This window comes from Arthrobacter sp. B10-11 (assembly GCF_033142195.1).
GTDB classification, from domain to species: Bacteria; Actinomycetota; Actinomycetes; order Actinomycetales; family Micrococcaceae; genus Arthrobacter; species Arthrobacter oryzae_C.
Genome location: NZ_JAWMTH010000004.1, coordinates 464,312 through 477,022, shown reverse-complemented (window position 1 = coordinate 477,022; position 12,711 = coordinate 464,312). Strand labels below are relative to the sequence as shown.

The following is a 12,711-nucleotide window of genomic DNA, read 5'->3' as shown; positions in this document are numbered from 1 at the left end:
CTTTATGTGCATTATAGACAAGTAAATATGCTTGTGCCGCTCATCACCTTTCTGTCAGGATGATGCTCAAGCCGCACGGGCGGGCTCCGCGATTCACGGAAGAGGCAACAGACATGAATATTGGAATGAGAAGTGTGCGCAAACTCCGCGTCCACTGGCCCATTGATGCAGTCTCCCTGAGGCACCTGGTGGAGGGCGACCTGGACGTCCTGAAAGCGGACCCCGGACTCGCGTCACTTTTTGACACACTCGAGTCCTGCCCCGATCTGGGGGACTTTGGAAACTACCGGCATGTCTTCGAATCGAGTCTCGGCTTCGAGGGGTTCACGGCATCGGCGGCGGCGAATCCCACCTTCGGCCGCGCAGGTGAGCGGACGTTTTCGCCCACCTTTGTCCTGACCACCTACCTGGACGCGGATCTGTCTGAAGAGGCCATATGCCGGCTCCTGGAGCGCATGATCGAAGTCCACCCCTGGGAGGTGCCGGTCATCGAACTCTCCGATCCTGTCCGGGTTTCCACGGCGGCGTCAGTTCGTCCGGCCCTGGGACAGGCGTCATGACAGTCCAGTCCACCGGCGCCCAGTCAACCGGCCTCTGGCAGGACTTTCGGTCACTGCTGGCCGGCCGGTCATTCACCGACCTGACGCACTCCTTCCACCCCGGCCAGCCACACTTCCCTGCTTTTCCGGACGAACGCAGGACGGCCCTGTTCGACCTGGAAAAGGGCGATGGCTTCACGGCGCACGTCTACTCCATCGTCGGCCAGTGGGGCACCCACGTGGACCCGCCGTCGCACTTCATCCGGGGCGGGCGAACCCTGGACAACATCCCGGTGGAAGAGATGATGCTGCCCCTGGTGGTGCTGGACATCAGCACGCGGGCGGCGGGCGACGCTGACGCGACGCCAACCCTCGATGACGTCAGCGAATGGGAGCAGCGCAACGGCCGGATTCCGGCGGGCGCGTTTGTGGCGCTCCGAACCGGGTGGAGCAACCGCTGGCCGGACGCCGAGGCGATGGCGAACCGGGATTCCGACGGTGTCAGCCACACCCCGGGCTGGTCCAGGGACGTGCTGACCTTCCTGGTCGCCGAGCGGAACATCATGGCGATCGGCCACGAGCAGACAGATACGGACCCGGGCCAAGCGACGTCGCACCAGGACTTCAGCCTGGAAACCTACATCCTTGCGCAGGACTGCTGGCAGATAGAGCTGCTCGCAAACCTGGACAGCCTGCCGGAGTCAGGAGCGGTGCTTGTGGCTACCTGGCCGAAGCCTCAAGGCGGAAGCGGATTCCCCGCCCGGGTCTTTGCGATCCATTAGACGCAGTCCCTCACCAAACCCGGTCCCACACTAAATTCACTCCCACACTAAACTCGGTCCCACACAGCCGGGTGGCAGCAACTAGGATCGGATCCATGTCGAAGATCTCCAGCATGGGCCGCGGAATGCAGGTCGTTTTCGCCGTCGGCGCCCGTCACGAGGGAGGAGCGCGGGGCTCGACCGTCGGGGACATCGCCGCAGACCTCGGCAAGGACCGCAGCCAGATATCCCGGGGACTTAAGGCCGCCCAGCAGGAGCATTTCCTGCTCCGTGGCGAGCACCGGGAGTATTCGCTGGACTGGAGCCTCTACACGGATGCCCAGCTACTGACTGAGCAAAGACTCCGGACCGAGGGGATGACGGCGCTGGAGGCGCTCGTCGAGGACACCGGGGAAGGCTGCTTCCTCGGTGTCCTCAGCGGGGACAGCACCGTGACGATCGGTGAGCATGTCCCGGCGAACAGCAGGATGGTGGGTTCGTGGATCGGCCGGCCCTACCCTGCTTACTGCAGCGACGCGGGCCAGGCGCTGCTGTGGGACGCCAGCGACGCCGAGGTCCGGGCGGTCTTTAGCCAGACCGATTTTGTCCGCCATGGCCCCAACACTCCCGCCAACATTGACGACTTCCTGGCCCGCCTTGCCGGGGCGCGGGAACGCGGCTATTCCGTGGTGGATGAAGAGGCAGAACCCAATCTGTACTCAGTGGCCGTGCCAGTACGCGACTTCCGCGGTGAGGCCGTCGCTGCCCTGCAGGTGGTCGGAGCAAAGGCGCGGCTGGAACCGAAACGCGACGAGATTGCCGCCGCGGCCCGGAAGTGGGGCGGATGGCTTGAAGCGGCCCTGGGGCGGCCTGAGGCTCTGGCCGGACCAGCCCCTAGCTGACTCCCCCGCGGCCTGAGCCTACCGCTGACAGGCGCTTTGCTGCCGAGTGGAGCGCCTCGGCAATTTCCCCTGCCCGGCCCTCAAAAGCGGCACTGCTGCCGAGGACCGCGAGGGCTGCGGTCACGCGTCCGCCCGGGTCCCTGACGGGAACGGCCACCTCATGGACGTCGTGCTCGAACTCCTCGGCCGCCCCGACGAAGCCCTGCGGGCGGTCCCGTTCCATCAACTCACACACTTCCGACACAGAGTGGGCTGCCCTGGGGCCGCCCACGCCGATAAAGTCCACACCCTGAAGAAGCTCCTCAACGTCGGTGGCCTTGTGGTCCCAGAGGAGTGCCCGGCCTGATCCTGTGCACCAGACAGGAGTGACCATGCCGGGTTTCACAAAGCTTCCCGGCACGCCGTCATTGCTGGACGTCCTGAGCAGGATCACGCGCACACCGTCACGGACGGACAGCCGCGCCCGGAGCCCGAACTCCGCCACGAACAGTTCCAGCTCGCTCCGGGCCCGGCCGATCCAACCAGCATTGAGGCTGGCCGCAAGCTGGAAGAATGCCGGACCGGCACGGAACGGTCCGCGTTCCACCCGCTCCAGAATGGCTAGATCGCACAGCTCCCGGGTAAGCCGGGACACGCGGCCCTGGTCCATGTCCAGCTCGGCGGCGAGCTGCGATACACCCAGCAGTCCCCTGCCCCGCTTCTCGCGGTCCACAATGAGCCGAACAATGCGAAGGCCCTGGCCCAGCGACGACGCTTCCGACAATTCCAAGCTGAACCGCTCCCTCTGGTGGACTTCAACGCCCATTCTCACACAGCCCCGGCGGCCCAACACTGGTTGGGCCGCCGGCCGGAGACGTTACTGCAACACTGCCACAGGAGGCTACTTCGCGAGCTGCCGCCGTCGTCCGTACTTGAAGTAGAAGAAGGCGTAGCAGGCGCCCACGAAAGGAATGCCGAAGTACAGCGCAGCGACCTGATTCGGGTCGAAGGCGATGCCGATCAGCGAGATGAGGCACAGCGTGAAGGCAAGGATCGGAACCGCCGGGAACAGCGGGGCCCTGTAGGCGAGATCGTAGATGTTTCCACCGTTCCGCACGAAGGCCCTCCTGTGGAAGAAGTGCGACGCCGTGATGGACATCCAGACTCCCACAACGGCGAACCCGGCGACAGAGACCAGCACGAGATACACCGTTTCCGGAGCGACGACGCTGCTGATGAGGGAGGCCAGCCCGCCGACCATGCTGACGCAAAGGGCGATGAGGGGAATCCCCTGTTTGGTCAGCTTCCGGAAAGCCTTCGGCGCATGCCCTTCCTCGGACAGGGAAAAGAGCATCCTGGCGCAGGAGAACAGGCCGCTGTTTCCGGCGGAGAGCAGGGCGGTGATGATGACGAAGTTCATGATGTCAGCGGCGTAGGGGATGCCGATGGACGAAAAGACGGTGACGAAGGGGCTCTCGTCGAGGCCCACTTGATCATAGGGAATGGTGGCGGCGATGACAGCGATAGCCCCCACGAAGAAGATCAGCAGGCGGAACACCGTGGTCCGCATTGCCTTGGGAATGCTGGTCTCGGGGTTGGCCGTTTCGCCCGCTGCGACGCCGATCAGTTCTGATCCGGAGAACGCGTAGAAGACCGCCAGGGCAGTCACCAGGACGCCGGAGAAGCCGTTGGGGAACAGTCCGCCCGACGTGTTGAAGTTTTCGAGCAGGAACGGGTGGGGACCCCCGGCCAGCGGGTGGAACCCGACCAGCGCGGCGCCGCCGAAGGCAATCAGGACGACGATAGCGCCCACCTTGATGATGGAAAACCAGAACTCGGATTCGCCGAAGAAGCGCGATGAGACGGCGTTCAGGGCAAAAAGTACGGAAGCGAAGACGACGCACCAGACCCACACCTCAATTCCCGGGAACCAACGCTGCATGAGCAGGCCGGCCGCGGTGAACTCCGACCCCAGGGCCACGGCCCAGCACAGCCAGTACAACCAGGCCGTGGTGAACCCGGTGGCCGGACCGATGGATCTGGCAGCGTAGATGTGGAACGCGCCTGAGACCGGATAGGCGATGGCCAGCTCCCCGAGGCAGGCCATGACCAGGTAGACGACGAAGGCGCCCACGAGATACGCGAGGACCGCGCCCAGCGGGCCGGCCTGTGAAATCGTGTAGCCCGAACTGAGGAAGAGGCCGGACCCGATGACGCCGCCCATGGCGATCATCACCAGGTGCCGCGGGCCCATGGACCGACGGAGCCCCGGCGCAGGCAGCCCTGATTCAGCGGGTCCCGGTTCGGCGGGTCCCGGTTCAAGTGGTGAAGAAGTCTGCGGATCCAAGCGTGTAGTGGAAGAGAGTTCCATGAATTGCTCCCGGGAAAGTAGTCGAGGTGCGAACGGGATTGATGCACCGGAAAGCCTCGGAGGGGTTGGGGACCAGTCCGGACACCCAGCCGCTGTGATGAAAGTAACACCAAAACGCTTTTCTGGTCTTTAAAAACATTCGTAAATGCATATATTGCACGAATATTAAGAGGCGACGGTACAAACGGCGTCATCCTTGGTCACTTTGCGCAGTCCTTTGGGCGGAATCACATGGCGGGACGGGCACGGACCGGCCTGAGCATGGAACCACCAGGCAATCCCGAGAGAAGGACACGGCATGACCACCTACGACCTTGCACTTATTGGCTTCGGCGGCGTGAACCGCAGCCTGGCCGAGCTGATCGCCGCCCGCGGCGAAGCCCTCCGCACCGAGCTGGGCTTCGGCCTGCGCGTGGTTGCCATCACTGATCTGCGCCTCGGTTCACTGGTAGACGCGGACGGCATTGATCTGTCCATGGCCCTGGCGCGGGGCAGCGACGGCGAGACCTTTGCCCGGCACGGCGGCTCCGCGGAGCCCGACAACGAGTCGGTAATCCGCAACTGCACGGCCGACATCATCTGTGAGGCCACTTTCACCAACCCCGACGACGGCGAGCCCGCGGTTTCGCATGTGCGCTGGGCCCTGGAGTCGGGCAAGAGCGTCTGCACCACAAACAAGGGACCGGTGGCGCTCCGGGGCGGGGAACTTGCGGCCCTGGCGGAACAGCAGGGAGTCCGCTTTGAGTTCGAAGGCGCCGTCATGAGCGGCACTCCGGTGATCCGGCTCGCCAAGCAGATGTTCAGCGGGCTGAAGCTTAATGGCTTCGAAGGAATCATGAACGGCACCAGCAACTACGTTCTGGGACGCATGGAAGCCGGCCTTGACCTGGGCGAGGCGGTCCGGGAGGCCCAGGAGCTGGGTTACGCAGAGGCGAATCCTGCCGCGGACCTTGAGGGTTTCGACGTGCAGCTGAAGGTGCTGATCCTCGCCAACGAGCTGCTCGGCGGGAAACTCCAGCTCAAGGACGTCCGGCGGGAGGGCATCTCCGCAATAACGCCGGAGGATATCCGTGCAGCCGCTTCTGCCGGCCGGCGCTGGAAGCTGATCGGATCCGCCAGGCGGACTCCCGACGGCGGCATCGCGGCGAGCGTTGCACCGCGCGCCCTCGATGTGGAACACAGCCTTGCAGGAATCTCGGGTGCCACGAACGCGGTTTCGTTCGACACTGACCTGCTGGGCCCGGTGACGGTGTCCGGTCCCGGGGCCGGGCGCATCGAGACGGCCTATGCGCTGCTCTCCGACATCATCGCCATCCACCAGGCAGCAGCGGAGTCCCGCCAGGCTGCCACGGTCACCGGAGGTCTGGCCCGTGTCTGATACCACCGTTCTTCAGGACGTCCGGGTTCCCCAGCTGCACGAGGTGGCCAGTCCCTACGATGGCAGAGTTGTCGGAGCCGTACCCACCACCGATGCCAACGCGGCTGTTGCGCTGATGGCCGCGGCGCGCGCCGGCGCCGCGGTGGCAAAGTCCCTGTCCCGCCACGCACGCGCCGTCATCCTGTCCGCGGCCGCGGCGGACATTGAGCGCAGAAGCGAGGTGTTCGCCCGGACCATCGTGGCGGAGGCCGGGAAAACCATCCGCCAGGCACGCAAGGAGGTGGACCGGGCCATCAACACCCTTCGGCTGTCCGCGGAGGAAGCCAAACGCGGTACCGGCGAGGTCATCCCCTTCGACTCCTATGCCGGATCGGAGGACCGGACAGGCTGGTTCACGCGGGAGCCGCTCGGGATCATTGCGGCAATCACGCCGTTCAACGATCCCCTTAACCTGGTGGCCCACAAGGTGGGCCCGGCGATCGCAGGAGGCAACGCCGTCGTGCTCAAGCCGTCAGCCCTCACGCCGCTGTCCGCCCAGCTGCTGGCCGACTCCCTGTTCGACGCCGGCCTGCCGCCGGAGGTCCTCACGGTGGTCCACGGCGGAAGGGACGTTGCGGCGGCCATCATCGGGAACCGGGATGTGCGGATGGTTTCCTTTACCGGCGGTTTCGCGACCGGTGAGGCAATCGCCCGCGCGGCCGGGCTGAAGAAACTCGCCATGGACCTGGGCGGAAACGCGCCGGTGATCGTCCTGGACGATGCGGACGTGGACCAGGCGGTGGACTCATGTGTGTCCGGCGCGTTCTGGGCCGCGGGGCAGAACTGTGTGGGGGTGCAGCGGATTCTGGTCCACCGCTCCGTCTACGGCGAATTCCGCCGGAAGTTCGTGGCGGCCACTACTGCACTGGTCACCGGCGATCCCGCCGAGGAACAGACCGACGTTGGTCCCATGATTACCCGCGGCGCGGTCAGGGAGGTCCAGCTCAAGATCCAGGGCGCCATCGACGGCGGCGGAACAGTCCTGGCCGGCAACCGTGCGGAGGGAAACATCCTGCTGCCGACGGTCCTGGAGTCCGTTCCGGAGGATTGCCGCCTCTGGCAGGAGGAAGTGTTCGGACCGGTGGTCATGCTCAAGGTGTTCAGCACCTATGACGAAGCGATCGAGCTGGCCAACTCGATCGATTTCAGCCTTCATGCGGGCATCTTCACCCGCTCCCTCGCGGCGGCCATGCGTGCGGCCCGGGATCTGGACGCAGGCGGCGTGATGATCAACGACAGCTCCGACTACCGGTTCGACGGCATGCCGTTCGGCGGGTCCAAATACGGCAGCATGGGCCGGGAAGGCGTCCGGTTCGCCTACGAGGAGATGACCCAGGCCAAGGTGGTCTGCATCAGGAGCTAGCGGGGCGGCCGGGCTAGAGCCCGGCGACGGGCACGTCGCCGGGCCCGTCGGCTCCCCGCCGTCGGATGACGTTGGACAGGGTCAGTGCGGTAACGGTGTCGGCCACGCCGGGGAGAGCCGCGATCTGCTCCCAGATCTCCTGCACCCTGTCCAACGAGCGCGCCTCCAGCCTGACCAGCAGGTCGAAGTCGCCGCTCAGGACATCACATAGGACCACTTCGGGAATGGTCCGCAATGCTGCGAGGACGTCTGCGCCGCGCATGCGGTCCTTGCGGTAAATCATGAGGAAGGCGGAAACCATGCTCTGGCCCACAGCCCCCGCCACGATCGTGTAGCCCTGGATGTAGCCCTGCCGCTCCAGGCGGTCCACACGCTGCCGCACGGCGTTCCGGGACAGGAGCACCCTGCTGGCCAGCTCGGCATGGGACACCCGGGCGTTCTTGGTGAGCTCCGCAAGGATCTTCTGGTCGATGTGATCCAAACCCGTCCCGTCCATCCCTACCCTCCGCCGCAATCATCGGCGCGCCGCTGCCCCTGGGACTGTGCGCTCCGAAACCGTAGCCAGAAAGGCTCCGCAGAAATGATACGTCTACACCTGGACAATCAGGCATCCGCCGCCGTCAGCTGCATTCTGTTCGACATGGACGGGACGCTCCTGGACTCGGCACCGGGGGTGATGGACAGCGCTGCCCGGGCCCTCAAAGCAGTGAATGCGCCGGTCCCTCCGCACCGGGACCTGCTCACATATGTCGGACCGCCCATGTACGAGTCGTTTCGGCACAGCGCGGGCCTGGACGCGGCAACCGCCCGGGAAGCGCTCCGGCACTACCGCGCGGCCTACGCCGAAACAGGGGCCGGGCAATCCAGCCTTTTCGACGGTATTGCCGGCCTCTTGAACCAGTTGGGTTCAGTGCAGTGCCGGATGGCGGTGGCAACGTCAAAAGTGGAGGATCAGGCCGTCCGGCTGGCGCGCGCTTTCGGGATTGACCGTCATTTCGTTGACATCTGCGGCGCGTCCGACGCAGCCGGAAGGGCCTCCAAGGAGGATGTCATTGCCGAAGCGCTGGCGCGGCTGAAGGCGCAGGGTGTGGACATTTCCAGCCCGGTCATGGTGGGCGACCGGAGCTACGACGTTGCCGGCGCGGCCGTGCACGGGATCCCGACGATCTTTGTGTCCTGGGGATACGGAGACCCTTCGGAAGCCGCAGAGGCCGCGGCTGTTGCCGGGACACCCGAGATCCTCGGACGGCTGCTCCGCGCCGGCCGGTAGTGCGGTGCCCTGTAACAGAAGCGGAGGACGACGGCGGGAAATCCCGCCGCCGTCCTCCGGCTTGTGGTCCCCACGGGTTTACGTGGTCCGGGGTCACCGTCAGTTGGCGACGGTAACTTTCTTCTGGTTGTCGACGGCCATCATGACCCTGTCGGTCACTTCGTCGACGCCGCCGATGCCGTCAACCCTGGTCAGTATTCCCCGCTCGGCATACTTCGCCACGACGGCCTCGGTCTGCTCGTGGTACAGGTCCAGCCGGTGCCGGATGACGGCTTCGTTGTCGTCGCTGCTGCCGGTCTCCCGGGCGCGGCCCAACAGGCGGTGGACCAGTTCGTCGTCATCGGCGGTCAACTGCAGGACCACCTCCAGCTTCTGGTCACCGTTGGCCAGGATCTCATCCAGATAGTCCACCTGGGCCTCAGTGCGCGGGTAGCCGTCCAGCAGGAAGCCGGTTTCGACGTCGTCCTGGCTGAGGCGGCTGCGCACCATTTCGTTGGTGACGCTGTCAGGGACAAAGTCACCCACGTCCATGTACTTCCTGGCCTCGATGCCAAGGGGCGTCCCGCCCTTCACGTTCGCGCGGAAGATGTCGCCGGTGGAGATCGCCACGACGCCGAGGCGTTCGGAGATCCGCTCCGCCTGCGTGCCTTTTCCGGAACCGGGCGGGCCAATAATCAGCATCCTCGTCATTCACATACCCTTCGTTGTGCCGTTGCTTCATGTCAGGTGAGACCAGACAGGCTGCATCGCTGCGGTGCCTGACAGAAGGGTACGACGCCGGGAGGTCCCGCCGTCGTCCACCGGCCTTTTTGTCCAGCTAACGGTAGCTATGGTGCAGTGGGCGGTCAGAATGGCCGGGACTGTGAAGCCCGCGCTGGCGGAGGTTCCGCTAACGGACGGCGGCGGGCTGGAGCAGTCGTGCGGGGTCCACAGCGAGCAGAACGGCTGCGAGCCGCGCGTTGAGTTCGAAAACGTGGCGGCTGCTGGCCACCCCGGAAAGCACGTCCATGACCAGCCCGTCTTCCTGGGCCACGATGATGCGTGCAATGTCCGATGGCTCCAGAACGGGATGAAATTCGCCTGAGGCAATCCCGTCGGCGATGATGCCCTCATAGCTGGACTGCTGCGCCCTGGTGAACTCCTCCTGAATGCGCCGAAGTTCAGCGTTCCGGAGGGAGTGGGACCAATACTCGTAAAGAATCCGGGAGGCGTCGTCCTCCAGTCCGCCCGAAATTCCAGCCTGCAGCGCGGCCGCGAGCCGGTCAGTAGGCCCCTCACGGGATTCCACAGCTGCCGCCAGACTTAGCAGGAACCGGTCCGAGGATGCCTGCACCGCCGCAGCTTCGATTTCGGCCAGTCCGCCGAAGTAATAGAGCACGGCGTTTGGCGCCATGCCCGCTTCTGACGCAATCGCCCGCAGCGTCGCCGCCCCCGCACCGTCCCGCGCTGCCACGGCCTGGGCAGCCGCGAGGATATGGCCCCGCCGGAGCTCCTTCTTAGTTGGACCGGTCATCAACGCACTGCCCCGTTCTTCTTGACAATCGGCTATTGACAATGATCCTAGTCACATATTGAATGGTGTTCAAATTTGAATGTCATTCAAATTTCCTGACTCAACGAGGAGTTCCATGTCCCGCCCCGTTCCCCAACCTCCGCCCCCAACCGCCACGCCCGCGGCCTCCGCCAAAGGCCTGAAAGCAGGGTCCATCGGCATCGGCCCTACCGTCGCCCTCGGCCTGGCCGCCGTGGCGCCGGCCTACAGCCTGGCCGTCACATTGGGCTTCGTCGTCCTCGCTGTGGGCGTGCACACCCCTGCGGCTTTCCTCCTCGGTTTCGTCCCCATCCTGTTCACTGCCTTCGCCTTCCGTGAGCTGAATAAGGAGATGCCTGACTGCGGAGGAGTCTTCGTCTGGATTACCCGGGTCTTCGGACCCCGAGCCGGGTGGTTCCTTGGCGGCTGGGTTCCGCAGATCGCAACCTTCATTGCCACAGCAGCCCTTGCGCAGGTTGCGGCGACGTACCTGCTGGAGTTCCTGGGCCTCGGGGGCATCGCCGAACAGCCCATCCTGGTGGCCCTCCTTGCCTGCAGCCTCATCGGGCTGAGCGCTGTCGTTTCAGCGCGGGGCATCGAGCTTTCGGCCTTGCTCCAATATGCCCTCATCGGGTTGCAGCTCGTGGCGCTTGGCGGTTTCTGCGTCGGCGCGTTCACCGCGATCGGCGCCAGCGGCACGCTCGAAGGCGCCGAACCGCCAAGCCTCGACTGGCTGAATCCCTTCGCCTTCGACGACGCCTCGGGACTCGTCTCGGGCGTGATTCTGTGCCTCTTCATCTACTGGGGATGGGATGCCCTGATCGCCGTCAACGAGGAAACCACAAACCGCAAAAGCACCCCTGGACGCGCGGTCGTCATAACAACCACCATTCTGCTGGTGTTCTATGTGGTCACAGCAGTGGCGGCTGTCGGATTTGCGGGCGTCGCCGGCATCACGGACCCGGGGACCGTCTCGGACGTGCTCTCGGTGCTCGGACCGCAGGCCACAGGCACCGTCTTCGGCCAAATCATCATCCTCGCCGTTGGCTTATCGGCCCTTGCCGCACTCATGACCGTGGCCGTCAGCACGCCGCGGTCCTGGCTCAGCATGGGCACCTACCGTGCGCTTCCCCGCGCCGCCGCAACCATGCATCCCATCCGGGGGACACCCACCACCTCGATTCTCTGGTGGGCGCTGCTGAGCGTCGGAATGACTGTGGGACTAACGGCCATCGCCGCGGACTTCATCGGCTTCGCCGTCCTGTCGATCGGGCTGCTCATAGCCGCGTACTACGCCGCAACGGCCCTCGCCTGCGTGGTGTATTTCGCCCCGCAGATGCGCACCTCCGCCGGGTCGCTCCTGATGAAGGGGATCCTGCCGTCAGTCGGCGCAGCCATGATGATCGCGGCATTCGTCCTGAGCGCCCTCGACATGTACTCCCCCGACTACGTGGGGCTCTCCTGGCTGGGCATCGGAACAGTGTTCTGGACCGGCGTCGGCGCCCTGGTCACCGGCCTGATCGTCACCGCCCTGCTGCAAAACCGGTTCCGGGAGTTCTTCTCGGCGCAAACCATCCCCCGCGGCAACGTCACCAACCGGGCCGAACTGGCCACCACTCTCACCAGCGAAACTGAGGCATAAATGCGAGTCCTGTCCGTAGCCGCCATTCAGACCAAGTCGGTTCCCTACGACGTCGAAGCGACCTGGCAGCGCTTCGCCAGGCAGGCCGAGTGCGCCAAGAACCTCGGCCCGGAAGTGGACGTCATTGTCGCACCCGAGCTTCTGCTCTCCGCCCCCGGCGAATTCCTCCAGCCGGATCCCGACGCGGACACCCGGTCCGCCGCACCCATCCCCAGCGATCTCACCACGCGGATCACCGGGCTGGCCCGGCGGTTGGGAGTCTGGCTCGTCCCCGGATCACTGCTGGAGGAGGACAACGGGCGCACCTACAACACGGCCATCGCCGTGTCACCCGAGGGTGAGATCGTTGCCCGCTACCGGAAGGTTTTCCCTTGGCGTCCCTTTGAAACGACAACACCAGGGGATTCGTTCATCACGTTCGATATCCCCGGCAAAGGCCGCGTGGGGCTGGCAATCTGTTTTGACGGCAGCTTCCCTGAGGTCTCCCGGCAGCTGGCCTGGCTCGGGGCCGAGGTAATCATCCAGCCCACCCTCACCACCACGCGGGACCGTGAAATGGAAGTGGTCATGTCCCGGGCAAATGCCTTCGTCAACCAGGTCTTTGTGGTGAACGTCAACGGTGCGGATCCGTCAGGGGTCGGCGAAAGCGTCATCGTGGACCCGGAAGGCACCATCATGCAGCGGGCCCGGGGCGGGGAGGAGATCCTCTACGGCGTCCTGGACCTGGACCGGGTGACACAGGCCAGAGAATACGGAACGTTCGGGATCAATAAACCCTGGTCCCAGCTCAAGGACCAGCGCGGCATCCTCTCCTACCCCATGTACGGCGGAGCGACCTTCCAGCCGCCCGAATGGAGCTAAAGCACCACCGGCAACGGCGGGCGGACGACGGCGGGACCTCCCGCCGTCGTCTGCTTGGTCGGGCGTTTCGCGAAA

13 protein-coding genes are annotated in these 12,711 nt (G+C 65.1%); 8 read left to right on the top strand and 5 right to left on the bottom strand.

The annotated features are described in order from the left end of the window. Positions 1 to 125 precede the first annotated feature (125 nt). From RW112_RS15275 to RW112_RS15265, 3 genes are all read left to right on the top strand, one after another. A complete protein-coding gene (locus tag RW112_RS15275) occupies positions 126 to 560 on the top strand; it encodes a hypothetical protein (protein WP_317782655.1) in 435 nt (144 codons plus the stop codon). Next, positions 557 to 1,321, top strand: coding sequence for a cyclase family protein (locus RW112_RS15270; RefSeq protein WP_317782585.1), 765 nt, complete (start codon positions 557 to 559; stop codon positions 1,319 to 1,321). The genes RW112_RS15275 and RW112_RS15270 overlap by 4 nt, the downstream gene beginning before the upstream one ends. A 95-nt stretch (positions 1,322 to 1,416) precedes the next feature. Then, on the top strand, positions 1,417 to 2,202 hold the full coding sequence (locus RW112_RS15265) for an IclR family transcriptional regulator (protein WP_317782584.1): 786 nt from the start codon (positions 1,417 to 1,419) through the stop codon (positions 2,200 to 2,202). On the opposite strand, the gene RW112_RS15260 is transcribed toward RW112_RS15265, so the two are convergent. Continuing rightward, on the bottom strand, positions 2,195 to 3,007 hold the full coding sequence (locus tag RW112_RS15260) for an IclR family transcriptional regulator (RefSeq protein ID WP_411709916.1): 813 nt from the start codon (positions 3,005 to 3,007) through the stop codon (positions 2,195 to 2,197). The genes RW112_RS15265 and RW112_RS15260 overlap by 8 nt on opposite strands. Positions 3,008 to 3,082: 75 nt before the next feature. Beyond that, a complete protein-coding gene (locus RW112_RS15255) occupies positions 3,083 to 4,552 on the bottom strand; it encodes an amino acid permease (protein WP_317782582.1) in 1,470 nt (489 codons plus the stop codon). Between the two features lie 298 nt (positions 4,553 to 4,850). Here RW112_RS15255 and RW112_RS15250 point away from each other — a divergent pair, with 298 nt between their 5' ends. Both RW112_RS15250 and RW112_RS15245 read left to right on the top strand, forming a co-directional pair. Further along, positions 4,851 to 5,930, top strand: a complete 1,080-nt coding sequence (locus tag RW112_RS15250) for a homoserine dehydrogenase (protein WP_317782581.1) — start codon at positions 4,851 to 4,853, stop codon at positions 5,928 to 5,930. Beyond that, complete coding sequence (locus RW112_RS15245) at positions 5,923 to 7,332, top strand: aldehyde dehydrogenase family protein (protein ID WP_317782580.1); 1,410 nt, start codon at positions 5,923 to 5,925, stop codon at positions 7,330 to 7,332. Before RW112_RS15250 ends, RW112_RS15245 begins: the two co-directional genes overlap by 8 nt. Positions 7,333 to 7,345: 13 nt before the next feature. Here the strand turns inward: RW112_RS15245 and RW112_RS15240 are convergent, their stop codons facing one another. Next, a complete protein-coding gene (locus RW112_RS15240; RefSeq protein WP_317782579.1) occupies positions 7,346 to 7,828 on the bottom strand; it encodes an Lrp/AsnC family transcriptional regulator in 483 nt (160 codons plus the stop codon). An 84-nt stretch (positions 7,829 to 7,912) separates the two neighbouring features. On the opposite strand from RW112_RS15240, the gene RW112_RS15235 reads away from it, so the two are divergent. After that, the gene (locus RW112_RS15235; RefSeq protein ID WP_317782578.1) at positions 7,913 to 8,602 is read left to right on the top strand and encodes an HAD hydrolase-like protein; all 690 of its coding nucleotides are present in this window, start codon (positions 7,913 to 7,915) and stop codon (positions 8,600 to 8,602) included. Positions 8,603 to 8,701: 99 nt separating this feature from the next. Here RW112_RS15235 and RW112_RS15230 read toward each other — a convergent pair whose 3' ends face one another. After that, the gene (locus tag RW112_RS15230) at positions 8,702 to 9,283 is read right to left on the bottom strand and encodes an adenylate kinase (protein WP_317782654.1); all 582 of its coding nucleotides are present in this window, start codon (positions 9,281 to 9,283) and stop codon (positions 8,702 to 8,704) included. A 208-nt stretch (positions 9,284 to 9,491) separates the two neighbouring features. After that, positions 9,492 to 10,115 carry a TetR/AcrR family transcriptional regulator gene (locus RW112_RS15225; protein ID WP_317782577.1) on the bottom strand — a complete coding sequence of 208 codons (624 nt, stop codon included), beginning with the start codon at positions 10,113 to 10,115 and terminating at the stop codon, positions 9,492 to 9,494. 115 nt (positions 10,116 to 10,230) lie between these two features. On the opposite strand from RW112_RS15225, the gene RW112_RS15220 reads away from it, so the two are divergent. Both RW112_RS15220 and RW112_RS15215 read left to right on the top strand, forming a co-directional pair. Continuing rightward, the gene (locus RW112_RS15220; protein WP_317782576.1) at positions 10,231 to 11,775 is read left to right on the top strand and encodes an APC family permease; all 1,545 of its coding nucleotides are present in this window, start codon (positions 10,231 to 10,233) and stop codon (positions 11,773 to 11,775) included. Further along, the gene (locus tag RW112_RS15215; RefSeq protein ID WP_317782575.1) at positions 11,776 to 12,636 is read left to right on the top strand and encodes a carbon-nitrogen hydrolase family protein; all 861 of its coding nucleotides are present in this window, start codon (positions 11,776 to 11,778) and stop codon (positions 12,634 to 12,636) included. It begins immediately after the preceding gene. The last annotated feature ends 75 nt before the right edge of the window (positions 12,637 to 12,711 follow it).